At 72.3% G+C, this 22965-nt stretch carries 18 protein-coding genes, 1 tRNA gene and 1 pseudogene; 13 read left to right on the top strand and 7 right to left on the bottom strand.

Going from position 1 to position 22965, the window contains the following annotated elements:
* Positions 1 to 98: 98 nt before the first annotated feature.
* The 8 genes and pseudogenes from ACRX5S_RS19570 to ACRX5S_RS19535 all read left to right on the top strand — a co-directional run.
* A pseudogene (locus tag ACRX5S_RS19570) lies at positions 99 to 389 on the top strand (topoisomerase C-terminal repeat-containing protein); the annotation flags it as partial.
* 168 nt (positions 390 to 557) lie between these two features.
* The gene (gene tmk / locus ACRX5S_RS19565; protein WP_436774273.1) at positions 558 to 3893 is read left to right on the top strand and encodes a dTMP kinase; all 3336 of its coding nucleotides are present in this window, start codon (positions 558 to 560) and stop codon (positions 3891 to 3893) included.
* 149 nt (positions 3894 to 4042) lie between these two features.
* Positions 4043 to 5230, top strand: coding sequence for a DNA polymerase III subunit delta' (locus tag ACRX5S_RS19560; RefSeq protein WP_436774272.1), 1188 nt, complete (start codon positions 4043 to 4045; stop codon positions 5228 to 5230).
* 283 nt (positions 5231 to 5513) lie between these two features.
* Positions 5514 to 7022 carry an alpha/beta hydrolase-fold protein gene (locus ACRX5S_RS19555; RefSeq protein WP_436774271.1) on the top strand — a complete coding sequence of 503 codons (1509 nt, stop codon included), beginning with the start codon at positions 5514 to 5516 and terminating at the stop codon, positions 7020 to 7022.
* Between the two features lie 58 nt (positions 7023 to 7080).
* Positions 7081 to 8745 carry an alpha/beta hydrolase gene (locus ACRX5S_RS19550; RefSeq protein ID WP_436774270.1) on the top strand — a complete coding sequence of 555 codons (1665 nt, stop codon included), beginning with the start codon at positions 7081 to 7083 and terminating at the stop codon, positions 8743 to 8745.
* A gap of 43 nt (positions 8746 to 8788) precedes the next feature.
* The gene (locus ACRX5S_RS19545; protein WP_436774269.1) at positions 8789 to 10447 is read left to right on the top strand and encodes an alpha/beta hydrolase; all 1659 of its coding nucleotides are present in this window, start codon (positions 8789 to 8791) and stop codon (positions 10445 to 10447) included.
* A gap of 168 nt (positions 10448 to 10615) precedes the next feature.
* Entirely contained in the window at positions 10616 to 12130 is a 1515-nt protein-coding gene (locus tag ACRX5S_RS19540) for an alpha/beta hydrolase (RefSeq protein WP_436774268.1), read from the top strand.
* Positions 12131 to 12185: 55 nt separating this feature from the next.
* Positions 12186 to 12259: transfer RNA gene (locus tag ACRX5S_RS19535), tRNA-Thr, on the top strand.
* Here ACRX5S_RS19535 and ACRX5S_RS19530 read toward each other — a convergent pair.
* Positions 12233 to 12532, bottom strand: a complete 300-nt coding sequence (locus tag ACRX5S_RS19530) for a helix-turn-helix domain-containing protein (RefSeq protein ID WP_436774400.1) — start codon at positions 12530 to 12532, stop codon at positions 12233 to 12235. The two genes, ACRX5S_RS19535 and ACRX5S_RS19530, sit on opposite strands and share 27 nt — an antisense overlap.
* 137 nt (positions 12533 to 12669) lie before the next feature.
* Positions 12670 to 13593 carry an alpha/beta hydrolase family protein gene (locus tag ACRX5S_RS19525; protein ID WP_436774267.1) on the bottom strand — a complete coding sequence of 308 codons (924 nt, stop codon included), beginning with the start codon at positions 13591 to 13593 and terminating at the stop codon, positions 12670 to 12672.
* A 204-nt stretch (positions 13594 to 13797) separates the two neighbouring features.
* Between ACRX5S_RS19525 and ACRX5S_RS19520 the strand changes: the two genes are divergently transcribed.
* The gene (locus tag ACRX5S_RS19520; protein ID WP_436774266.1) at positions 13798 to 14385 is read left to right on the top strand and encodes a TetR/AcrR family transcriptional regulator; all 588 of its coding nucleotides are present in this window, start codon (positions 13798 to 13800) and stop codon (positions 14383 to 14385) included.
* 12 nt (positions 14386 to 14397) lie between these two features.
* On the opposite strand, the gene ACRX5S_RS19515 is transcribed toward ACRX5S_RS19520, so the two are convergent.
* Both ACRX5S_RS19515 and ACRX5S_RS19510 read right to left on the bottom strand, forming a co-directional pair.
* Complete coding sequence (locus ACRX5S_RS19515; protein ID WP_436774265.1) at positions 14398 to 14991, bottom strand: excalibur calcium-binding domain-containing protein; 594 nt, start codon at positions 14989 to 14991, stop codon at positions 14398 to 14400.
* Positions 14992 to 15347: 356 nt separating this feature from the next.
* Entirely contained in the window at positions 15348 to 16985 is a 1638-nt protein-coding gene (locus ACRX5S_RS19510; protein WP_436774264.1) for an ABC-F family ATP-binding cassette domain-containing protein, read from the bottom strand.
* Positions 16986 to 17316: 331 nt separating this feature from the next.
* Between ACRX5S_RS19510 and ACRX5S_RS19505 the strand changes: the two genes are divergently transcribed.
* Entirely contained in the window at positions 17317 to 17655 is a 339-nt protein-coding gene (locus ACRX5S_RS19505; protein ID WP_436774263.1) for a PadR family transcriptional regulator, read from the top strand.
* Positions 17655 to 18410, top strand: a complete 756-nt coding sequence (locus tag ACRX5S_RS19500; RefSeq protein ID WP_436774262.1) for a hypothetical protein — start codon at positions 17655 to 17657, stop codon at positions 18408 to 18410. The genes ACRX5S_RS19505 and ACRX5S_RS19500 overlap by 1 nt, the downstream gene beginning before the upstream one ends.
* Before the next feature lie 55 nt (positions 18411 to 18465).
* Here the strand turns inward: ACRX5S_RS19500 and ACRX5S_RS19495 are convergent, their stop codons facing one another.
* Both ACRX5S_RS19495 and ACRX5S_RS19490 read right to left on the bottom strand, forming a co-directional pair.
* Positions 18466 to 19311 (bottom strand): SDR family NAD(P)-dependent oxidoreductase, encoded by an 846-nt coding sequence (locus ACRX5S_RS19495; RefSeq protein ID WP_436774261.1) that lies wholly within the window; start codon positions 19309 to 19311, stop codon positions 18466 to 18468.
* Positions 19312 to 19428: 117 nt separating this feature from the next.
* Positions 19429 to 20211 (bottom strand): glucose 1-dehydrogenase, encoded by a 783-nt coding sequence (locus tag ACRX5S_RS19490; protein ID WP_436774260.1) that lies wholly within the window; start codon positions 20209 to 20211, stop codon positions 19429 to 19431.
* Between the two features lie 177 nt (positions 20212 to 20388).
* Between ACRX5S_RS19490 and ACRX5S_RS19485 the strand changes: the two genes are divergently transcribed.
* Complete coding sequence (locus ACRX5S_RS19485) at positions 20389 to 21042, top strand: TetR/AcrR family transcriptional regulator (protein ID WP_436774259.1); 654 nt, start codon at positions 20389 to 20391, stop codon at positions 21040 to 21042.
* A 226-nt stretch (positions 21043 to 21268) separates the two neighbouring features.
* On the opposite strand, the gene ACRX5S_RS19480 is transcribed toward ACRX5S_RS19485, so the two are convergent.
* Positions 21269 to 21646 (bottom strand): hypothetical protein, encoded by a 378-nt coding sequence (locus tag ACRX5S_RS19480; protein ID WP_436774258.1) that lies wholly within the window; start codon positions 21644 to 21646, stop codon positions 21269 to 21271.
* A gap of 395 nt (positions 21647 to 22041) precedes the next feature.
* On the opposite strand from ACRX5S_RS19480, the gene ACRX5S_RS19475 reads away from it, so the two are divergent.
* Positions 22042 to 22956, top strand: a complete 915-nt coding sequence (locus tag ACRX5S_RS19475; RefSeq protein WP_436774257.1) for a hypothetical protein — start codon at positions 22042 to 22044, stop codon at positions 22954 to 22956.
* Positions 22957 to 22965: the final 9 nt, after the last annotated feature.

Below are 22965 nucleotides of genomic sequence, written 5' to 3'. Positions count from 1 at the left end.
CCCCCCCCCCCCCCCCCCCCCCCCCCCCCCCCCCCCCCCCCCCCCCCCCCCCCCCCCCCCCCCCCCCCCCCCCCCCCCCCCCCCCCCCCCCCCCCCCCAAGCCGCCGTTGAAGGAACTGGGTCAGGACCCGGTCAGCGGCAACCCGGTCGTGGTGAAGGACGGCCGCTTCGGGCCGTACGTCACCGACGGCGAGACCAACGCCACCCTCCGGGCCGCCGACAGCGTCGAGGACATCACCCCCGAGCGCGGCTACGAACTCCTCGCGGAGAAGCGTGCGAAGGGCCCCGCGCCCAAGAAGCGCGCCGCCGCGAAGAAGGCCCCGGCCAAGAAGGCCCCCGCGAAGAAGACCGCGGCCACGAAGAAGAGCGCGGCGAAGAAGGCGACCTGAGGTTCGCTGGTACGAGGGCCGCCGGGACTCCCTCCGGCGGCCCGTCCGCGTTTGCCCGGAACGGCGCCGATTGGTGTGCCCGGGCAGCCGCGCGAAGTCCGGCGACGACCGGGAAACGCCGGTTTGAACGTCGTTTCCCTCGGCGCCCACACGGTTAGGGTTGACGGCATGACGCAAGCCGAGCAGCACACGTCCGAGGCGGCAATACCGCCCCGGACCCCGGATCCCGTCACCGGCATCGGGGGCGTCCTCAAGATCGCCCCGTTCCGGCGCTTCTGGACCGCCATCGCCGCGTCCGCACTCGCGGACTGGCTCGGCCTGCTCGCCCTCACCTCGGCCGCGCTGTGGACCGTCGAGGGCGACTACCTCGACTTCGCGGCCGCGGTCGCCGCGGTCTTCGTGCTGCGCCTGCTGCCGGCCGCGCTCGTCGCGCCGCTCGCCGCGCAGATCGTGGACCACCTGGACCGGCGCTGGACGATGGCGGTCTGCGACATCGTGCGCTTCGGCCTGATCGCCTCGGTGCCGTTCGTCGACGAACTGTGGTGGATCCTCGCCGCGACCGCGCTGGGCGGCATCGCCGGGGCCTTCTGGGGTCCGGCCCGCGACGCCACCGTGCCCAACCTCGTGCCGCGCCAACGCCTCGCCACGGCGGCCCAGTTCAACCTGGTGACCGGGTACGCGGCGGCGCCCGTCGCGGCGGCGGTGTTCATCGTGCTGGCGCTGGTCAACCAGTTGCTCGCGCCCTCGTTCGACACACTCGCGAGCCACCCGTCCGACATCGCGCTGTTCGCGACCGCCGCCGTGCATCTCATCTCGGCGCTGGCGGTCTACCTGCTGCGCATGCCCACGCGCGGCCGCTCGGTCACCACGCGGCGGCCGAACCCGATGGTCGTGGTCGCCGACACGCCGCGCGTCCTCGGCCACTCGCGCACCACACGCGGCCTCGTCATCGGCATGCTCGCGCTGTTCCTCGGCGGCGGTGTGCTGGTCGGCCTGGCGCCGCTCTACACGGCCGAGCTGGGCGCGGGGAACGCCGCGTACGGCACCGTGTTCCTGACGCTCCTCGGCGGTGCCGCGCTCGGTCTGCTGTGCGGCCCGCGCGTGATCCCGACGTTCAGCCGCCGGCGCCTGTTCGGCCTGTCGGTCGCCACCGCGGGCCTGGTGCTGCTGATGACCGGGCTGTTCGCGAACGTCGTCGTCGTCGTGGTGCTCACCGGCCTCCTCGGCGTGCTGTCCGGCATCGCCTGGGTCACCGGCTACACGCTGTTCGGGCTGGAGGTCGGCGAGGAGCTGCGTACCCGCGCCTTCGCGTTCGTGCAGGCCGCCGTGCGCGTCGTGATGCTCGTCGGGCTCGCCGCCGGGGCGCTCGTCGCGGGCGCGATCGGGCTGCACACCTGGACGCCCGGCGACCACTACGTGTTCACGTACAACGGCTCGGCGCTGACCCTCATGGGCACCGGCCTGCTGGTGGTCGCGACGGGACTGTTCGTGCTGCGCGCGGTCGACGACCGGCGCGGTATCCCGCTGCTCCGCGACATGGTCGACTCCGCACGCAACGTGGACCATGTCTCCGGCCGCCCGGCGCGGGCGCCCGGCTACTTCATCTCGCTCGAAGGCGGCGAAGGGGTCGGCAAGTCGACCCAGGTCGAGGCGCTGGCCTCGTGGATCCGCAGCAAGGGCCACGACGTGGTGGTGACCCGCGAGCCCGGTGCGACCGAGATCGGCAAGCGCCTGCGCGCGATGCTGCTCGACGTCAACAACACCGGCATCGACGCGCGCGCCGAGGCGCTGCTGTACGCCGCCGACCGCGCCGAACACGTCGCCACCGTCATCCGCCCCGCCCTCGAACGGGGCGCGATCGTCATCACCGACCGCTACATCGACTCGTCGGTGGCCTACCAGGGCGCCGGGCGCGAGCTGGGCACCCGCGAGATCGCCCGGGTCTCCCGCTGGGCCAGCGACGGCCTCCAGCCGGACCTGACGATCCTGCTCGACCTCGACCCCGAGGTCGGCCACGGCCGCTTCACCGAGGCCCCGGACCGGCTCGAATCCGAGCCGCAGAGCTTCCACCACCTCGTGCGTGGCGCGTTCCTCGACCTCGCCGCCGCCGACCCCGACCGCTACCTCGTCGTGGACGCCGCCCAGGAGCCCGACACGGTCACCACCGCGATCCGGCACCGCCTCGACCGCGAACTGCCGGTCTCCGAGCAGGAGAAGCGCCAGGCCGAGGAACTGGCCCGCCGCGAGCGCGAGGAGGAGGAGCGCCGCAAGGCCGAGCGCGCCCAGGCCGAGGCCGAGAAGCAGGCGCTGATCGCCCGCCTGCGCGCGGAGAGCGAGGAGCGCCAGCGGTACGCCGAGCAGCAGCGCCTCGCCGAGGAGGCCGCCCGGCGGGCCGAGGAGGAGCGCATCCGGGCCGAGGAGGAGGTGCGGCGCCGCGCGGAGGAGCAGGAGCGCCTCGCCGCCGAGGCCGTGCGTCTCGCCGAGGAGGCCAAGCGCCGCGCGGAGGAGGAGCGCGTACGCCTTGAGGAAGAGGCCGCTCGCCGCGCAGCCGAGCAGAAGCGCCTCGAAGAGGAGGCCGAGCGCCGTGCCGAGGAGGCCCGGCTCAAGGCCGAGGAGGAGGAGCGCATCCGCCGCGAGCAGGCGCGGCGCATCGAGGAGGAGTCCGCGCTGCGGGCCGAGCGCGACCGCGTCGCGGCGGAGGAGGAGCGGGCCGCCGAGGCCGAGCGTCGCCGCCGGGCGGAGGAGGAGCGCCGCCGCCGCGAGGAGGAGGCCGCCGCCGACACCAAGCGCCGTCGGGAGGAGGCCGCGGTCCGCGCGGCCGAGGCCAAGCGCCGCGCGGAGGAGCGGGAGAAGGCCGAGGAGGCCCTGCGGCTGGCCGAGGCCGAGCGCCGTGCGGCCGAGGAGGACGCCGCGCGCGCGGTCGTCGCCGCGGCCGCGGCACAGGCCCGGGCCGCGAAGGAGGCCGCGGCGCTCGCCGCCGAGGCCGGGGGTGGCGTGGACGCGCCCGCGGCCAACGGCACGGCGCGGGCGACGGGCGACAAGTCCTCCGGGACGGTCGCCGCCGACGCGTCGACCGCGGCCACCCGGGTTGTTCCCGCAGTCGATCCGAAGGACGCCGCCCCGAGCGCGAACACGCCTGCTGCCGAGGGCTCGTCGGCCGGATCTTCGTCTTCGTCCCCGTCTTCGTCTTCGTCGGCATCCTCGGCATCGGCCCCGGGCACGGTGGAACCGGACACCGCCGAGCTGGAGATCGTCCGGCCGCGTCCGGTCGAGGAGCCGCCGCCCGGCTCCGAGGACGACACGCAGAAGATCCCCAAGATCCGCATCGACGAGACCACGCGCCTGCCGGTCGTCGACACCGGCGGCGAGGGTGCTTCGGACGACCCGCACACGCTCGCCGACGATCTGCTGGGTCCGTGGGCCGGGCAGGCGGAGGGCCGCCCGGACGCTCCGCCCGCGCCCGCGCCGGAGCCGCGCAAGAGCCGCTGGCGCCGCAAGCCGTAGGTATCGCGGGAGTTCCGTCCACGGCGGACATCCCTTCGCCGGGGACATCCGGTCGCACCGAGTGTCTCTTCGCGGGGGATGTCCGTTCCGCCCGGTACGGTCGTACCCGTACCTGCCCGAACCACCGCCACTCCGAGGAGCACGACGCCGTGACCGTGTGGGACGACCTCGTCGGCCAGGACCGCGTGGTCGGCCAATTGCGGGCCGCCGCGTCCGCCGGGCGCGCAGTCCTCGCCGGGGAGCCCGTGGGCGGCATGACCCACGCGTGGCTGTTCACCGGCCCGCCGGGCTCCGGCCGGTCCACCGCCGCCCGCGCGTTCGCCGCCGCCCTTCAGTGTGTGAGCCCTGATCTGGCGCTCGGCGCCGAGCCGGGCTGCGGCCACTGCGATGGCTGCCACACCGCGCTGACCGGCACGCATGCGGACGTCGACGTGATCGGCACCGAGTTGCTGTCCATCGGCGTGAAGGAGACGCGCGACCTGGTGCGCCGCGCCTCGATGTCCCCGGCGGGCGGGCGCTGGCAGGTCATCGTGCTGGAGGACGCCGACCGGCTGACCGAGGGCGCGGGCAACGTCCTGCTCAAGGCCATCGAGGAGCCCGCGCCGCGCACCGTGTGGATGCTCTGCGCGCCGTCGGTCGAGGACGCGCTGCCGACGATCCGCTCGCGCTGCCGCCACGTGGCCTTGCGTACGCCGCCTGTCGAGGCGGTCGCCGACATGCTCGCGCGCCGCGACGGGATCGACCCGGCGATGGCCGGGTACGCCGCTCGCGCGACCGGCGGCCACATCGGCCGCGCCCGCCGTCTCGCCACCGACGAGCAGACCCGGCTGCGCCGCGCCGAGGTGCTGAAGCTGCCCACGCAACTCGCCGACATCGGCGGGTGCATGGCCGCCGCGCAGCGCCTCGTCGACGCCGCCGCGGCGGACGCGAAGCAGATCACCGAGGAGTTGGACGCCCGGGAGACCGAGGAGTTGCGCAGCGCGCTCGGCGCGTCGACGCCGGGCGGCCGGCTGCCGTCCGGCACCGCCGGGGTCGTCAAGGAGCTGGAGAACCGCCAGAAGAAGCGCGCGACCCGCACCCAGCGCGACTGCCTGGACCTCGCCCTGATCGACCTCGCGGCGTTCTACCGCGACGTCCTGGCCATCCAGTTCGGGGCCCAAGTGCCGCTGGACAACGAGCAGATGCGGCCCGCGCTCGACAGCGTCGCGCGGTCCGCGACTCCCGAGACGACGCTGCGGCGCATCGAGGCGATCCTCGCCTGTCGGCGTGCGATCGACACAAATGTCGCCCCGCTGCTGGCCGTCGAGGCGATGGCACTGACCCTTCGCGCGGGTTGAGCGGGAACCCGGAGCGGCGTCCGCGACGTCGACATGGGAGAGTTCCCTCACGGCGAACCAGCCGCATTCCGGGTCACTGTGATCCCGCCTCGGTCCTCCGGCGGTACTTGCAGGCGACCCTTTGCCATTGCTCGACCGACGCACCCGCGGAAGCTCCTCCCCCGGAGATACGCCGCGAAACGCGCCGCGGCGCCACGGCAGTTCGTGCGGCACGAACTGCCCTGGGCACCACGACAAAACGACCACGAACTACGGCCAAGGACGGTGCAAGTCGGTGCGACCGGTGCGGAAGGCACTCAAGGCCCTGCTGATCGCGACGACGACGGGCTTCGCCGTCGCGTACCTCCTGCGCACGCAGGGCACGAAGCTCCGGCGGCGCACGGACGACGGACCACGGCCGGAACAGACCGCCCCACCGGGCGACTTCGCCGAGGAGGCGACGGTACGCCCGGTCCTGGCGACGCCGCGCGACGACGACACGCCCCTGTCGACTCCCGTCGCCGCCGCGGCCGAGGTACGCCCCGCGCGGCATGCACCCGGGCGCGAACCGCAGCTCGAGCAGCGGCACGAAGCGCGGCACGAAGCGCGGCACGACCAGCGGCACGGCCAGCGGTACGAACAAGCGTCCGAGATCGTCGAGATCGACCCCGACCGGCTCACGCCGCTCGCGGTGATCGGCCCCGAGCCGGAGCGTCCCGCCCGCACGCGGCGCCCCCAACTCGTGGTCGGCGGCGTCACCTTGGCCTTCGTGCTGGTCGCCGGGGCGGTCGGGACCCTGGCGTACGACAGCCTCAAGGGCGACGACGACGGCGACAAGACCGCCCCCGCCGCCGCGGGCACGAGTGAGGCCGCCTCGCCGCGCCCGTCCGCCAGTTCCACGGACGGCGACCTCGCGCCGCTCGGCCCGCAGCAGTTCCAGTCGCTCGGCACCCGCTCCGGCGGCCAGCTGAACCACCTCGAACTCGCGGGCCGCCGCTCCGGCGTGACCTCCGACGTGTGGGTGTGGCTCCCGCCGCAGTACACGCAGGAGAGCATGCGCACCAAGAGCTTCCCGGTCCTGGTCGTGCACTCCGCCTACCCGGGCGTCGGCGCGAACTCGATGCTGGAGCCCGGCATGGGCCTGCTCGCCGACCTGACGGACGGCATCACCAGCGGCACGCTGCCGCCGTTCGTCGTCGTGGCACCGGAGTTGACGCCGTATCAGCAGAACGAGCTGAGCGCGCTCGCCGACCCGACCGAGATCGACACCGAGTGCAGCGACATCCCGGGCAAGCCCAGCATGGCCACGTTCCACAACGAGGACGTGCGGGAGGCGGTGGCCGCGACCTTCCGCGTCTCGGCCGACCGCGCGTCGTGGGGCCTGCTCGGCGAGGGCGCGGGCGGCCTGTGCGCGACGAAGTACGCGCTCCAGTACGGGCAGTACTACGCCGCCTCGGCGAGCCTGTCCGGTCCCCTGGAGCTGACTTCGCCGCTGTGGCCGTCGGCGTCGGGCGTACGCGATGCGCAGCAGCCCAAGGCGCTCCTCGCCAAGAAGCCGGATGTGCGCGTCTTCCTGTCCAACACGAGCTCGGCCACCGCGGCACGGCAGGACGCGACCGCGTTCAAGTCCGCCGCGAAGGCGCCGACCGTCGTGGAGAACGCGACCGCGTCCGGCACGGTGTCCAAGCAACTCCCCGCCGCGCTCCAGTTCCTGGGCCGGAATGTCACGGACAGCACGGAGAAGTCCCCCTCCTCCGCATCGGCCACCGCCACCGGCGCCGGCACGGGCGCGACGTCGACGCGGCGGCCCTGACAGCCCATCAGACCCCTGATCGCGGGGGCGCCCGACCGACGTGATAGTTGTTCCCCCCGTGACCGCCACCCGTGTGCCCCGCCGGGCATCAATACGCCGCGCGATACCCGCGCTCGTCGCCGCATCTGCCCTGCTCGCCGGATGCACCTCGGGAGGCGGAGACGACGCGGGCAACGCCGCGCAGACCGGCGCCGCGCCCGCGGCACCGACCGATGCCGCCCCGGCCACCACGCCGCCCCCGCCTCCGCCGCCCAAGGGCCAGGACGACCCCGCGCTCAAGGACTTCTACGCGCAGCAGTTGGCGTGGAATCCCTGCGAGGACGACCCGGAGACCGAGGAGAAGGACGAGGCCGAGTTCCAGTGCGCGACGCTACGCGTGCCGCTGGACTATGCGAACCCCGCCGCCCGCTCGATCGACGTGGCGGTCATGCGGTACCAGGCGGCCGCGTCCGAGGGCCGCATCGGCACTCTCCTGGTGAACCCGGGCGGCCCGGGCGGGTCGGGCAAGGAGTGGCTCCAGTTCGCGTACAAGCGCTTCGACGGAGCGATGCACGAGCGCTTCGACGTCATCGGCTTCGACCCCCGCGGTGTCGGCGACAGCACGACGATCGAGTGCCTGGACGACAAGACCCGGGACCAGCGCAACGCGGACGACGGCCCCGACCCCAAGGACCGCGCGGCGAGCAACGCCTACGCCGAGGAGCAGTCCAAGGCGTTCGCCGCCGCCTGCCAGGCCAAGTCCGGCGAGTTGCTGCCGCACGTCGGAACCCGCAACGTGGCGCGCGACATGGACGTCCTGCGCGGCGTCGTCGGCGACGACGAACTGCACTACCTCGGCTACTCCTACGGCACCTACCTCGGCTCCCTCTACCTTGAGGAGTTCCCCGACAAGGCGGGCCGCCTCGTCCTCGACGCCGCGGTCGACCCGGCGGAGGACCCGCTGGAGAAGTCGGTGAACCAGCAGATCGGGTTCGAGCAGGCGTTCACGCGCTTCGCCGAGGACTGCGCCGGGCGTGCCGGCTGCCCGCTGGGCCGCGACGCCGACAAGGCGGCCCTGGTGGGGGTGGACTTCCTCGACGGGCTGCGCACGAACCCGCTGCCGACGAATCAGAGGGGCCGCGAGCTCACGTCCAGCCTCGGCTGGTCCGGCATGATCAGCCTGCTCTACGGCGACGCCGAGCGCTGGAAGTGGCTGCGCGACGCCTTCGGCTACGCGATGCGCCAGGGCGACGGCTCCGCCCTCCTCTTCTACGCCGACAACTACAACGGCCGCGGCGAGAACGGCGAGTACGACGGCTCGATGGACGCCCTGTCGGCCATCCGCTGCGCGGACGGGGCGGCCGAGGCACCGTCACCCGAACGGGTCCAACAGGTCCTCGACAAGCTCCGCAAGGAGGCGCCGCTGTTCTCGCGGGACACGGTCGCCGAGGACTTCGACGGCCCCGGGTGCGAGTTCTGGCCGTACAAGACCCCGGAGAAGCCGCACACGATCAAGGCGCCCGCGGACAGCCCGGTCGTGGTGATCGGCACCACCGGCGACCCCGCGACGCCGTACGCGGCCTCCGAGCGCCTCGCGCAGGGGCTGGAGAACGCCACGCTGCTCACTCTTGAGGGCGAAGGGCACGCGGCGTACGGCAAGGGCAACGCCTGCATCGACGAGGCCGTGAACAAGTACTTCCTCGACGGCACGCTGCCGCCGGCCGGGACGCGGTGCGTGCAATAGTCCGACCGAACACCAAGCCCGAGCACGTGGTAGGCATGACAAGGTGAGGATCTCCAGCCGCCACGGCGCCCGTCTGCGCGGGGCGATACCCGCCGCCCTTGTCACCGCCGTACTTGTCGCGGGGTGCTCCTCGGGCGGCGTGGCCGCCAAGGTCAAGGACTCGGCGGGCGGTCCCGGCTCCGGTGGCGCGGGCGCGCCCGGGCTGGACACGACCCCCGTCCCCGGCGGCAAGGGGCAGAACGACCCCGCGCTGACGTCCTTCTACACCCAGAAGGTGGACTGGAGGACGTGCGCGGACGACCCCGAGACGAACGCGGACGAGGGCGAATTGCAGTGCGCGACGCTGCGCGTACCGCTCGACTACGCGAAGCCGGGCGACAAGACCCTCGACGTCGCGGTCATGCGGTATCCGGCGAGCGCGACGGGGAGCGCGCGAATAGGCTCGCTGCTCACCAACCCCGGCGGGCCCGGCGGGTCCGGTCTCGATTACCTCAAGAACACGTTCGAGAGCACGGACCCGGCCATCCACAAGGCGTACGACATCGTTGCCTTCGACCCGCGCGGCGTGGGGGAGAGCTCGCAGGTCAAGTGCCTGGACGACGCCGAGCGCGACCGGCGCGACGCGGACGACGGCCCGGACCCGAAGGACATCGCGGCCAGCACGGCCTTCGACGAGCAGCGCACCAAAGAGTTCGTGGCCGGGTGCGAGCGGTACTCCGGCGAGCTGCTGCCCTTCGTCGGCACCCGCAACTCCGCACGGGACATGGACGTCCTGCGGGTGATCGTGGGCGACGAGCGGTTGAACTACCTCGGCTACTCGTACGGCACGTACCTCGGAGCCCTGTACGCCGAGGAGTTCCCGAACCGCACCGGCCGCCTCGTCCTCGACGGGGCCGTCGACCCGGCCGCCGACCCGCTCGACGACTCGATCGCCCAACAGGTCGGGTTCGAAAAGTCCTTCACGCGCTTCGCCGAGGACTGCGCGACGCGCCCGGACTGCCCGCTCGGCACCGACCCCGGCACCGCTGCCCTGGTCGGCGTCGACTTCCTGGACGGCCTGCGCACCTCCCCGCTGCCCACCCGCCTGACGGACGGCCGCAAGCTGACCTCCAGCCTCGGCTGGACCGGCATGATCCGGCTCCTGTACGCCGACGAGGACCAGGGCTGGCGCGCGCTGCGTGAGGCCTTCACCGCGGCCATGCAGCGCGGCGACGGCACCTCCCTGGTCCTGTACGCCGACGACTACAACGGCCGCGACGAGAACGGCAATTACGACGGTTCGATGGACGCGTTGTCGGTCATCAGTTGCGCCGACGGCATGTCGGAAGCGCCGTCGCCGCAGCGCGTACAGGACGTTCTGGACCGGCTGCACCGAGAGGCCCCGCTGTTCTCGCGCGACACCGTCGCCCAGGATCTGGACGGCCCCGGCTGCGAGTTCTGGCCGTTCCGCACCACCGAGAAGCCGCACGCCGTCAAGGCGCCCGGCAGCGCACCGATCCTGGTGATCGGGACCACGGGCGACCCCGCGACCCCGTACGCGGCCTCCGAGCGCCTCGCCGAGGGCTTCGAGAACGCCACGCTCCTCACGTTGGAGGGCGAGGGGCACACGGCGTACGGGCGCGGCAACGTCTGCATCGACGAGGCCGTCAACGCGTACCTCCTGGCGGGCACCATGCCGCCGGAGGACACGCGCTGCGTCTGACCGGCGCGCGTCCCCTCACCGCCCCGCACACCATCCCTGCGCAACTGCACCGCCCCAAAGCCCCCGTTCCCAAGTCGCGGTCAACGCACGGTCTTCGGCCCTCGGCCGGTTACGCTCAAGGCGACGGTCGGCCCCGGGCGGCCGAGGGGCGAGCCAAGGGGCTGGTACGTGGTGAGGCGAGGCGTGGGCGCGGCACTGGCGGCCGCACTCCTGCTGGCGGGGTGTTCGAGCGGTGACGGCGACAAGTCCGAGTCACCGCCGCACACCGCGAACGGCGGGGCGACCTCCGTCCCCATGCCGTCGGCCGACAAGATCGACTGGGGGCGCTGCCCCGAAGGCGTCAACTTCGACTGCGGCACCCTCTCGGTGCCGATCGACTACGCCGACCCCGACGGCCCCAAGGTCGACATCGCCCTCCTGCGCAAGAAGGCGAAGGGCGACGACCGTATCGGCGCCCTCGTCGTCAACCCCGGTGGTCCCGGCGGCTCCGGCATCTCCTTCGCGCGCTACGCCGCGTCCGCGTTCCCCAAGGACGTCCGCGAGCGCTACGACATCATCGGCTTCGACCCGCGCGGCGTGGGGCGCAGCTCACCGGTGAAGTGCCTGTCGGACGCCGACATGGACGCCTACACCCAGATCGACCAGACCCCCGACACCGCCGACGAGGAGAACGCCGTCGTCGACGGCGCCGCCGGCTTCGGCAAGTCCTGCCAGGAGAACACCGACCAACTCCTGGGCCACGTCAGTACCGCCGAGGCGGCGCGCGACATGGATCAGATCCGGGAGGCGCTGGGCGAGGACCGGCTGAACTACCTCGGGGCGTCGTACGGCACCTTCCTCGGCGCGACGTACGCCGAGCTTTTCCCCGACAAGGTGGGCCGCTTCGTCCTCGACGGCGCGATCGACCCGAGCCAGAACGCCGCGACCGCCAACCGCGTGCAGGGCGGCGGCTTCGAGACCGCGCTCGTCGCCTACGTCGACAACTGCGTCGCCGGCGGCTCCTGCTACCTCGGCCCCGACCGCGAGGCCGCCCTGGCCCGCATCCGCGGCCTCCTGGCGTCCCTCGACGCCAACCCCATCCCCGGCGACGCCAAGCGCCGCGTCAACGAGGCCATCGCCACCACCGGCGTCCTCTCCCCGCTCTACTCCAGCGACCAGTGGCCGGAGCTCACCCGCGCCCTCCAGTCCGCCTTCCGCGGCGACGGCTCCCCGCTCCTCGACCTCAGCGACATGTACTACGAGCGCGGCGCGGACGGCCGCTACGCCAACCTCATGTACGCCAACGCCGCCGTCAACTGCCTCGACAGCCCCCCGGCCGCCACCACCGCCGAGCAGGTCAAGGCCCAGATCGCCGAGTTCGAGGCGACGTCCCCGACCTTCGGCCGCACCCTCGCCTGGGCCGGCCTCACCTGCGGCACCTGGCCCCTCTCCGCAACCGGCCGCCCCCACGAGATCAAGGCCGCCGGCGCCGCCCCCATCCTCGTCATCGGCACCACCCGCGACCCGGCCACCCCCTATGCCTGGTCCCAGGCCCTCGCCTCCCAGCTCGAATCCGGCCACCTCCTCACCTACGACGGCGACGGCCATACCGCCTACCTCCGCGGCAGCACCTGCGTCGATTCCGCCGTCGATTCCTACCTCCTCACCGGCTCCCCACCCCCCGACGACAAAACCTGTAAATGATCACCCCGCCCCCTGTGTATGCTTGTCGCCGTCCCCACCACCAAGGTGAAGACACGCCGCCTTAGCTCAGTCGGCCAGAGCGACGCACTCGTAATGCGTAGGTCAAGGGTTCGATTCCCTTAGGCGGCTCACTTGAGTGCCCAGGTCAGATGCTTCTGACCTGGGCACTCGTGGTTTCCGGGGGTGCTGGAGCCCGGGCCGACGTGTGTCGCGGGCCGTGGTCTCAGTTTGTGGCCCGGGTCTGCCCGGTGTTCGGTCAGTCCGACCCGACGGGGTCGACTGCGGGGCCGCGGTGGCGAGGGGGCCGCCGGGCCGGCATTCCACTTCGCGGCAGATGGCGTTGAGGGGGCTGAAGCGTACGGCCATGGCGCGGTCGTTCTTCAGGATGGCGAGGTTGGGCACGGTTACGCTGAGCAGGCCCACGAGCCCGCACTGCCTGCGTCGTTACAGCGTCCGTACCAGCGGCTCCGGAGCCGTGGCATCGACCAGCAGGTGTGTGGTGAGTACCTCCAGGGCCGGGCCGACCGCGGTTCGGTGTCCTACTTGCTCTGCAACGTGCCGAGAGGGTCCGGGGATTGGTTGAGTGCGGCGGCTGCGGTCTTCCAGGGGGCGGGGTCGTTGCGGAGGGTGTGGGTGAGGTAGGCGGTGGTGAGCTGCTGGAGCAGGGCTACGCGGGCGGGGTTCTCGTCGGTGGTCTCGGCTGCTTCGCGGCCGGGGATGCCGCCGAGCGAGTGTTCGGCGCCGTGGAGGGTGAGCAGGGTCTTGTCACCGGGGCTGTGGGTGTAGGGGTCTGTGAACCAGTCCGGTCCGCGGGTGGACAGGTGAGACTGGTCGTTGCCCCCGGCGACGATGAGTGCGGGCGTGGTCATGGTGTCGAAGTGCGGTCGCATGAACGGGAGATGCTCGGCGGCGAACGGGGTCAGCGAGTCGCCGAGACCGGTCAAGGCCAGGAGTACGCCCGCCGCCACGCGGGAGTCGGACATGTCCTCGCCGGGCGTGCCGTCGGCGTCCAGAACTCGGGCGCCCAGCAGGGTACTTGCGGTTTGGGCGCCCCAGGAGTGTCCGGCGACGGCTATGCGGCTGTGGTCGACGCGGCCGCGGAGGCCGGGTACGGCGGCCTCCAGCGCGGGCAGTTCGTCCAGCACGCGGGTGAGATCCTCGACGCGCGTGCGCCAAATCCGGGGCGTGCGGGGGTCGTTCGCCGAGAGGCCAAGGGTTCGGGAGTCCAGGTGGGTCGACTGGACGACCACGAAGCCGTGCGCCGCCCAGTGGTCCGTGAGCGGGGCGTAGCCGTCCATGGACCAGCCGAAACCGTGGGAGAAGACGACGACCGGCAGATCGCCGCCGGTCGCCGGGGCGGAGACGCGGACTTGCAGGTCCTCGCCCCGGTGAGGCGGGGAGGGGAGGACGACGGGCCTCGCGGAGATCACGGTTGCGGGGCGCGTGGTTGTGGGCACGGGCATGGGGCCTTCCGGTGTTCGAGCAGGAGGGGTGACTGCGCAGGTCCCGGAGCTCCGGGCAGCGCGGACGGAGCGCGCGGCCTGGCCGTCGGCGCGTCCGGTCTGTCATGATGAGTGAAGCGGAACGTTGCTCCATTTACGATATGGAGCACTGCTCCGTTTTGCAAGCGACGACCGTGGAGCGACGGCCGTGGAAGGAGTGGCGCGGTGAGTGACGGCAATCCTCGGCAGGGGACTCCCGCCGGGGCCAGGCGCAAGGACGCCCGGCGCAACCAGCAGACCCTGCTGGACGCCGCCGCCGCGGTCTTCGTCGCCTCCGGCGTCGACGCCCCAGTACGCGAGATCGCGGCGCAGGCGGGCGTCGGCATGGGCACGATCTACCGGCACTTCCCGACCCGCGCGGACCTGATCGTGGCCGTCTACCGCCACCAGATCGACTCCTGCGCCGAATCCGGACCGGCCCTCCTCGCGGCCGAGCCCACTCCGTACGCCGCCCTCGAACGCTGGACCGACCTCTTCGTCGACTTCCTGGTCACGAAGCACGGGCTGGCCGCCGCAATGCAGTCCGACAACGCCGGTTTCGAGGCGCTGCACGCGCACTTCCTCGACGCCCTCGTCCCGGTCTGCGCCGAACTCCTCACCGCCGCCACCGAATCCGGCGAGATCCGCGCCGACGTCGACGCCTACCAACTCATGCGCGGCATCGGAAACTTGTGCATCGGCGCCGACAGCGACCCCCGCTACGACGCACGCACCCTCGTCGCCCTACTGACCGCCGGCCTACGCCACACGTAACGGCGGTACGCGCTACTCGGCTGACGGAGTCGCCGTCATGTCCGGGCCCTCAGGGCTCGGCTCGCAGGCAGTCCCGTCGTGGTCCGCGTCCAACGGTTCGCGATAGCCGGGTTCGCCGCTCTCGATGGGAGCAACGCCGGCGGCCCACGCGTCCGCGCATCGCTCGAAATACCGCGGCCCTTGCGCGGGCGGCGACGGCGTCTGACCTGAACTCGGGGGAGTTGTGGCGGGGTTGCCGACCTCGTGCATCGTCGTCCCGGAGATCGCCCCGCCGGTCACGATGTAGGTGCCCGTGTAGTAGCGGTGACTGCCATCGGTCTGCGTGACGTCCATGGCCGCCCCGACCACGCCGCCGTCGACCGAGAGCACGGTCAGGTCGTAGTGCGCCTTCGTCGCATGGTCCCTGACGAACTGTTCGTACGTCCCGGCGAACGTGCTGCCGCCGAGCGCCCAGGCGCGGGCATAGTCGCGCGCGTTGACGGCGCCGAAGTACGCGTGCAGCACACCGACGGCCGACGCGGGCGGCGTGGTGGCGGGCGGAGGCGGCTCGGCGGCCGTGGGCGGCGCTGTGACGGTCGACGGCGGTGCCGTCACGGTCGCGGTCACGGTCTCCGGCGGCCCGGGAGCCGTCGCGGTCGGCGGTGGCAGCCCAGTCGGCGACGCAGCCCCCCGCGCCGCGCCTTCGCCGCTGTCCCCGCAACCAGCGAGGAGCCCTGCCGTGACGGCGGCCGCGGCCGCGGCGGCTGCGATGCGCATGAACGTTCACTCCCGGGCGCAACCGTGCACAAACCGCGCCACCGGGGGAATTTCGGGTCCTCGGCGTTGCCCGGCGGATGTGGGGGTTGCCGGTGTCGGACGTTGGCGTCCGTCATTCCAGCGTGCACCCGCGATGCGAGGCGAACAAGCCGACCACTGCGGGCGGGGTGCAGTGGTCGGCGTGGTGGTGGGGGAGGGGTCGGGGGTCAGGCTGGTACCTCGGTGTCTTCGAAGACGCCTTCGTCCCTCACTACTCGCAGTCGCCTGGTGATGCCGATGGAGTCCAGGAAGGGCTCGTCGTGGCTGACGACGATGAGGGCGCCTTGGTAGGCGGCGAGGGCTTGTTCGAGGCGGCGGACGGAGGACAGGTCGAGGTTGTTGGTGGGTTCGTCGAGGATCAGGAGGTGGGGCGGGGGTTGGGCGGAGAGGAGGGCGGCGAGCACGGCGCGGAAGCGTTCGCCGCCCGACAGGGTGCCGACGGGCTGCTCCGGGCGGTTGCCGGTGAAGAGGAACCGGGCGAGGCGGTTGCGGAGTTCGGAGTCGGGGGTGTCCGGGGCGAAGCAGCGGACGTTCTCCAGTACGCTCGCGTCGTCGTCGAGGATGTCGAGGCGCTGCGGGAGATGGCGTACGCCGTCCACGCCGATCCGCACCTCGCCGCGGGACGGTTCCACCGCGCCCGTGATCATGTGCAGCAGCGTCGACTTGCCCGCGCCGTTGTCGCCGACGAGGGCGATGCGCTCGGGTCCGCGCACGACGAGGTCCACGCCGTCCGGGCCGTACAACTCCTGTGCGGTGTTGAGTCCTTCGAGCGTGAGCACGGTACGCCCGGCCGGAACTTCCGTCTCGGGCAGAGCGATTCGGATCTCCTTGTCGTCCCGGACCGCGTCCTTGGCCTCGGAGACGCGGGCCCGCGCATCCTCAAGGCGTCCCTCGTGCATGCCCTTGTACTTGCCTGCGGTCACCTGGGCCGCCTGCTTGCGGCCGTTCGCCACGATCTTCGGGACGCGCTTCTCCACCTGCGCCTTGCGCCCCGTGCGCATCCGGCGGGCGAGCCGAACCTGCGCGTCCGCGAGCTCTTTCTTCTGCTTGCGCAGGTCGGTCTCGGCGGCCCGCACCGTGCGTTCGGCGCTTTCCCGTTCCACTTCCAGCAGTTCGAGGTAGTCGGACAGGTTGCCGCCGTAGGTGCGGGCCGTTCCCGTACGCAACTCCACGATCTGGTCCACGAGATCGAGCAGCACGCGGTCGTGGCTGACCACGACCAGCACGCCCGCGTACGCGCCGACCGCCGCGTACAGCCGTTCCCGCGCCGACCGGTCGAGGTTGTTCGTCGGTTCGTCCAGCAGCAGCACCTCCGGGCGGCGCAGCAACTGCGCGGCCAGGCCGAGCAGGACCGACTCGCCGCCGGAGAGCGTGCCGACCGTACGGTCGAGGTCGACGTGCGGCAGCCCGAGCCGGTCGAGTTCCGCGCGGGCGCGCTCCTCGACGTCCCAGTCGTCGCCGACGGTCTCGAAGTGGCGTTCGTCGACGTCGCCGCTCTCGATCGCGAGCAGCGCCCGCCGGGTCTCTGCGATGCCGAGGACGTCGTCCACGCGGCGGCCGGCGTCCAGGGGCAGGTGCTGCGGAAGGTAACCGACCTCGCCGACCGCGGTGACGGATCCGCGCGCGGGCGGCAGCACGCCCGCGATCAGTTTGAGCAGCGTGGACTTGCCCGCGCCGTTCGCGCCGACGAGGCCGGTGTGCCCGGTGCCGATGGCCAGGTCGAGGCCGTCGAAGACCGGGGTGCCGTCCGTCCAGGCGAACGACAGGTCGGAACAGACGATTGCGGGGGTGGTCGGAAATGACATGGAACGGCTCCCGAAGACGCGTGGCGGCAAGGACGCGTATGGACACCGCAGCGCGATGACGGGAACCGAAGGTCTGACCGGAAGGGCCCGGGAAAACGGAAACGCCCGGGACGGTCACACCGAGGTCGGAACGCAGCCGCGAGCACAGGGGCTCAAGCGGTGCGGTGTCCTGACCTCAGATGCGCAATGGACCATCCAGACGGGCGACAATGTGACCGGATGATCTTAGCCCCTGTTTCTCGGGTGGGCAAGGGGCGATAAGACGATCGGGATTGGATGCGGCATCGCCAGATAGGTTGCATTCCTATCTAGCACGTGGTGTCATCTAGGTATGAGTACAGACCGCCGGGCGAGCTGGCTGAAGGGTGTGCTGGACCTGGCCGTGCTGTCCTGCCTCGTGGGCGGCGAGAGCTACGGCTACGAGATCGCGAAGACGCTGGACGGGGCTGGGTTGGGCCAGATCCGCGGCGGAACGCTGTATCCCGTGCTGAACCGACTGGAGGAAGCGGGTCTGGTGGAGGCGGAGTTCAGGGCGGCCGAACGGGGGCCGGGCCGCCGCTACTACCGGCTCACCGCGGGCGGCCGCGACGCGCTGCGCGAACAGGGCGCGGCCTGGCTGGAGTTCCACGATGCGGTACGTGCCGCACTGGCGAAGGGTGGTGTCAACTGATGGCCGCGGAGTACTTCGAGGAGCTGGCCGCCGCGCTGCACGCGCGCGGTGTGCCGGAGGCACGGGTGGCCATGACGGTGGACGAGCTCGCCGGCTACGCGGCCGACGCCGAGGCGGACCCGTACGCCGAGTTCGGCCCCGTCGACGAGTTCGCCGCCCGGCTGGCCGGAACGGGCGGGCCGGGGGAGCCGGAGCCAGGTGCGGAGCGCTGGGTGTGGACGGCCGACGCGTACGTCGACCAGCGGATGATGAACAAGTTCGGCGCGCAGGGCTGGGAGATCCAACGCGTAGACCGGCTCGGCCGGTTCGTGAGCCGCCGCCCGGGCGAGAGCACGCTTCGCTGGGAGTACCGCCGCGACGTGGTCGAACGCCGCGACCGCGCCGCGCACGCCGCCGACTTGGCGCCGGACGGCTGGGAGCCTTGCGGGCACTGGATGTTCCTCGCCTATTACAAGCGCCCGCTCGCGGCCGTGGACGGCCCGGCCGCGTGGCTCACCGATCCCCCGGAGCACCCGGCGCGCAGCGTCTACTTCACGCGGCGGCTGTACGCGGCGCTCGCCGTACCGGTGTTGGCGGTCGTCGTGCTCGTGGTCATGGCGACGGCGGGGGCGCCGATCGGGCTGGGATCGATTGACGCGGCGACGGCGGCCGGCATGGTGTGCGGGGCGCTGATCGGCGTCGGTATCGCGGTGTTCTTCCTGCGCAGGATGCGCGACGAACTCCGCCAGGCGTCGCGGTTCCCGCCGGTCGGCTGACGCCGGTCGACGGGGCCGCGGGATTCGGGACTCGGGCACGGCCCCGACCGTCACGTCAGGGCCGCCCGCCGTCGATGCGCAGCACGCTGCCCGTCGTCCAGGCGGACGCGGGTGAGGCCAGGTACACGACCGCCGCCGCAATCTCCTCGGGCAGGCCCGCCCGCCCCATCGGGATGCCGTCGAAGACGGCGCGTACCTCCGCGGAGGTGAGCGCCGCGGTGAGCAGGCCCGTGTCGACAGGCCCCGGTTCGATGGCGTTGACCCGGACCAGCGGGGCGAGTTCGGTGGCCAGCAGGCGCGTGAGATGACTCAGCGCTGCCTTTGCGGTGCCGTACGCGATGCGCCCCGCACCCGTGGACGACGCCGCCCGCGAGGACATCATCACCACCGAACCACCGTCGCCCTCACGGAGGTTGGGGAGGGCACGCCGGGTCATGTCGTATGCGGTGGTCACGTTCAGGTGGAAGGCGGCGTTCAGACCGTCGGCGTCAAGTTCGGTGATGCCGCCGGCGGTTCCGCCGCCGACGTTGTTCACCAGGATGTCGATCGAACCGAACCGCGCGACCGCGGTGTCGACGATCTCCTGTCGGTGGGCGCCATCGCAGATGTCCCCGACGACGACAGCCACCTCACCGTCAGCCATCTCACCGTCGGCCACCCCACGGTCGGCCACCCCACGGTCGTCCGCCGCATCGCCGCCGCTCCAGGAGTACGCCTGCCGCCGCGCCTCGGCGACCTCGGCGGCAGCCTCCTTCAACGCGACCTCGTCCCGCGCGGCGAGGACCACCGACGCCCCGGCGCGAGCGAGTGCCACGGCGGTGGCGCGCCCGATACCGCGGCTGGCACCGGTGACCACGGCGCACTTGCCGCTCAGTGCCGCCTCGACAGGTCCCACGGTCACTCCCACCATCTCCTCAATCGCCCCTCCGCCGGCTGCGCGGGGGAGTGGTCGCCAAGGACTGAGCGCGCCCGCAACTCGCTGGGTGGCAGACCTCGTTGCTGCCCCGCCCCACGGTTCTCAGTGAAACAGCACCGGCCGCTCCGGCCGAGGCGCGGCCCGCGGCCCCGCCGTGAACCCGCCGTCGACGGTGAAGTCGGCGCCCGTCGTGTACGACGCCCCCGGCGACGCGAGGAACGCAACCATGTGCGCGATCTCCTCCGCCTCGCCCGCCCGCCCCAGCGGCAACCCGTCGAAGCGCGTGTCACGCTCCGCGCCCGACCGGTCCTCGGTGAGCATCCCGCTGCGGATCGCCCCCGGCACGACCGCGTTGACGCGGATGCCCAGCGGCCCCAGCTCGATCGCCGCGGTGCGGGTCAGCCCGCGTACGCCCCACTTCGAGGCCGAGTACGCCGCCGCCCACGCCTGCGCCTGCGTCCCGCTGATCGACGCGACGTTGACGATCGACCCGCCGCCGGCCTCCCGCATCGCCGGGACAACCGCGCGGATCCCCAGGAACGTCCCGGTGAGGTTGATGTCGACGATCCGCCGGAACCCCTCGGCGGACTCCTCCTCGATGGGCACCAGCCGCATCGCCGCCGCGTTGTTGACCAGGACGTCCAGGTGGCCGAATGCCTCGCGTGCGCGGGCGACGACGGCGGCCCAGTCGGCTTCGTCGGCGACGTCGAGGCGCTGGAACACCGCGGCGTCGCCCAGCTCGGCGGCCACCGCGCGGCCCGCGTCCTCCAGCACGTCGGTCACCACGACACGCGCTCCGCAGGACGCGAACAGCCTTGCCTCCGCTGCCCCTTGGCCCTGCGCCGCGCCGGTGACGAGCGCGACCCTGCCGGTCAGGTCGTACATGGATCGAGCCTTTCGGATCCGGTCCGGCGTGGTGCGGCGGACCGCCCGCGCCTCTGATTCATAGTCATGATGCCTATCATGGCTATGAAAGACGGAACAAGTGCTCCGGTTGCGGAGCGCGTATATCGCGCATGGCCGCCAGGTCGTTTTTGTAGCGATTGCTATAGCCTTGGCCCCATGACCAGCACGCCCCCGGCCAAGCCCCCCGCCAAGCGCGGGCGCCCCCGTGCCTTCGACCGGGACGCCGCCCTCGCGAAGGCCACCCGGCTGTTCTGGGAGCGCGGCTACGAGGCCACCTCGATCGGCGAGCTCACCCGGGCCATGGGCATCAACCCGCCGAGCCTGTACGCCGCGTTCGGGGACAAGAAGGCCCTGTTCCTTGAGGTCGTGTCGGCGTACGGCGAAACGCACGGCGCCTTCACTCACAAGGCGCTGAACGAGGAGCCCCGGGCGTACGACGGCATCGCCCGGCTGCTGCGCGAGGCCGCCACCTCCTTCACCGACCCCGCTCACCCGCGCGGCTGCCTGGTCGTCTGCGCGGCCACCAACGTGACCGAGCAGAGCAGCGACGTGGAGGCCGACCTGCGGGCGCTCCGCGCCGACAACATCGCTGCCTTCGAGCGCCGCTTCCGGGCCGCCGTGGAGGCGGGCGAGACCGCGCCCGACGCCGACCCGCACGCGATGGCGAACTTCTACGCGGCGGTGTTCCAGGGCATGTCACAACGCGCCCGCGACGGCGGCACCGCCGCGGAACTGTTGGACATCGCAGAGATGGCCATCGCCGCATGGCCCCAGCCCCAGTCCGAGTCTCAGCCCCAACCCCAGCGCTAATCCGAGTCTCAGCCCCAGCGCTAATCCGAGTCTCGGCCCCAACCCCGACCCCGCACGCAGTCCCAGCCCGTGCCCAACCCCAGCCGTTCGTAGGCTGAGCGGCCGCCCTTGCGCGCTGTTCGCGTGGTTCGTACGCAGTTACGAACAGGCCGCATTGCGAAGGCATTTCGGGGCAGAGTACGAGAAGCGCCGTGATGCGGACCCCGAGTAGCGGCTCGTCTGGCCGTCACGCCGCCCGCAGGCGGCCACGCCCCCGTTTGAGGGTGCGGCGCAGGTGGTGGCGCACCGGGGTCGGGGCCGGTGTGACAGCAGCCGCGGACGCGGCGGCGAGGGTCGGCAGCGGCGACACGGCCGGGATCGAGATGAGAGGGTGCAGCGGGATCGGGGCGGGCGACGGCTTGGCGGCGGGTTCCTTCGTCTCGGGTTCCGGCTCCGATGCGACGGCTTCGGGGGCGGGCTGCGGAACGGCATCCGGCGTGGCGCGCCCCGGGCGCGATACCTCTCTACCGGCGGCGGGACCCAGCATGCGGTCCTCGAACCAGGTGAGACCCCATATGAGGCCGAACATTCCGATCGGAGCCAGGAGGGCGAAGACAAGGTACATGTGCGCCGCCTGAGGTCGGGGGGTGAAGGCCGCCGGAGACGTCTGTGCGATGTCCGGGCAGCGGCCTTGGAGCCTTGCCGTTACTTCTGACGACTAACCGGGATCGAATAGGCCAAACGTGTCGACTGGACAGAGCTGTATCCCGGATAGTGCTCATGTGTTGATCGATTTCGATCGTAAGCGGACACGCCTGAACTTTCCTGGTGAGATCGGCTTTCCTGGACGGCCCGCCGGGGGTGTCGACGGAGCGTATTTGGCGTGATCACTTAGCGTGAAGTATGACCGTATTGTGTGGTAATGGTGTGCGGCGCCTGCCGCTGCTTCTCGCGGCCGCCGCCGTTGGAGCCCTCGTCGGCGTGACGCCTCCCGCCCAGGCTCGCCCGGCGGTGCCGACTGTGCGGACACCGGAGCCGGTCGACCTGTACGACCTGGTCCGCCGCGACCTCGGCAACCTCCCCGACACCGGCTACACCGCGCCGGGCGAGGAGGTGCGCGCCGCACTGCGCAGCGGCCTGGACCGCGTGCTCGCGCACGACTGGCAGGCCGCCGACGACGCCCTCCGCGCGCGCGGCTACGCGGGCACGGTCCACGGCGACGTGCCGAGCGGGACGGCCTTCGGGCGGGTGGCGCCGCTGGCGCATCCGCATGCGGGCTGGGGGTCCGCGTACGCACTGGGGGAGGGCACTTCGGTGGCGATCCACGTGCCGCACCCGGTGTGCGAGCCCGGCGTGGAACGGCTGGGCGTCGAAGTGGCGCGCGGCGTCCGGGACTCCGTGCTGCTGGTCGCCGGTGCGAAGCGGTTCGCGGGCGGGCCGGAGGCGGGATGCTCGCATCCGGGGAAGGAGCCGCTGCCCACGGACTGCCAGGCGGCGTCCGATCCCTGGGTCTGCGAGACGACGGTGTTCCACGCGTGGAGCGAGTATCTGCGCGGGCGTTCGATGCCCGCGGTGAGCCTGGTCGGGCTCGGTCCGCACGCCGCGGTCGCGGATGTCGAGGTGGACGTGCCCGAGGGCGCGGGCAGTTCGCTGGGAGAGGCGATCGCGGCCTCGGTCGAGCAGGCGGGGTTCCCCGTCTGCCGGTCGTGGGCGGACACGTGCCCGGCCGCCGAGGAGGGGAGTCGGTCGCGTCAGGCGCTCGCGTACAAGGCAGCCGGCACGGGAGGGCCGAAGTCGTTCGACGGCACCCCCGACGTCCCGTACGTGGCGGTTCAGGTGCGCCAGTCCGTGCTCGACGACGCCGAGGAGGCGGCCCAGGTGGCGAAGGCCGTGGCCGCGGCGCTCGTCACAGCACCATTGACGAGCCGTCAGTAACGGGGTGAC

Source organism: Yinghuangia sp. YIM S09857 (genome assembly GCF_051388915.1).
Classification (GTDB): Bacteria; Actinomycetota; Actinomycetes; order Streptomycetales; family Streptomycetaceae; genus Yinghuangia.
The sequence above is the reverse complement of the archived record's forward strand: the minus strand, read 5'-3'. Positions and strand labels throughout refer to the sequence as shown.

Coding starts and splice junctions, on each gene's coding strand:
- ACRX5S_RS19505 (WP_436774263.1), top strand. CDS start 17,317: ATGAGTACAGACCGCCGGGCGAGCTGGCTGAAGGGTGTGCTGGACCTG.
- ACRX5S_RS19485 (WP_436774259.1), top strand. CDS start 20,389: ATGACCAGCACGCCCCCGGCCAAGCCCCCCGCCAAGCGCGGGCGCCCC.
- ACRX5S_RS19510 (WP_436774264.1), bottom strand. CDS start 16,985: ATGTCATTTCCGACCACCCCCGCAATCGTCTGTTCCGACCTGTCGTTC.
- ACRX5S_RS19490 (WP_436774260.1), bottom strand. CDS start 20,211: ATGTACGACCTGACCGGCAGGGTCGCGCTCGTCACCGGCGCGGCGCAG.
- ACRX5S_RS19480 (WP_436774258.1), bottom strand. CDS start 21,646: ATGTACCTTGTCTTCGCCCTCCTGGCTCCGATCGGAATGTTCGGCCTC.
- ACRX5S_RS19500 (WP_436774262.1), top strand. CDS start 17,655: ATGGCCGCGGAGTACTTCGAGGAGCTGGCCGCCGCGCTGCACGCGCGC.
- ACRX5S_RS19525 (WP_436774267.1), bottom strand. CDS start 13,593: ATGCCCGTGCCCACAACCACGCGCCCCGCAACCGTGATCTCCGCGAGG.
- tmk (WP_436774273.1), top strand. CDS start 558: ATGACGCAAGCCGAGCAGCACACGTCCGAGGCGGCAATACCGCCCCGG.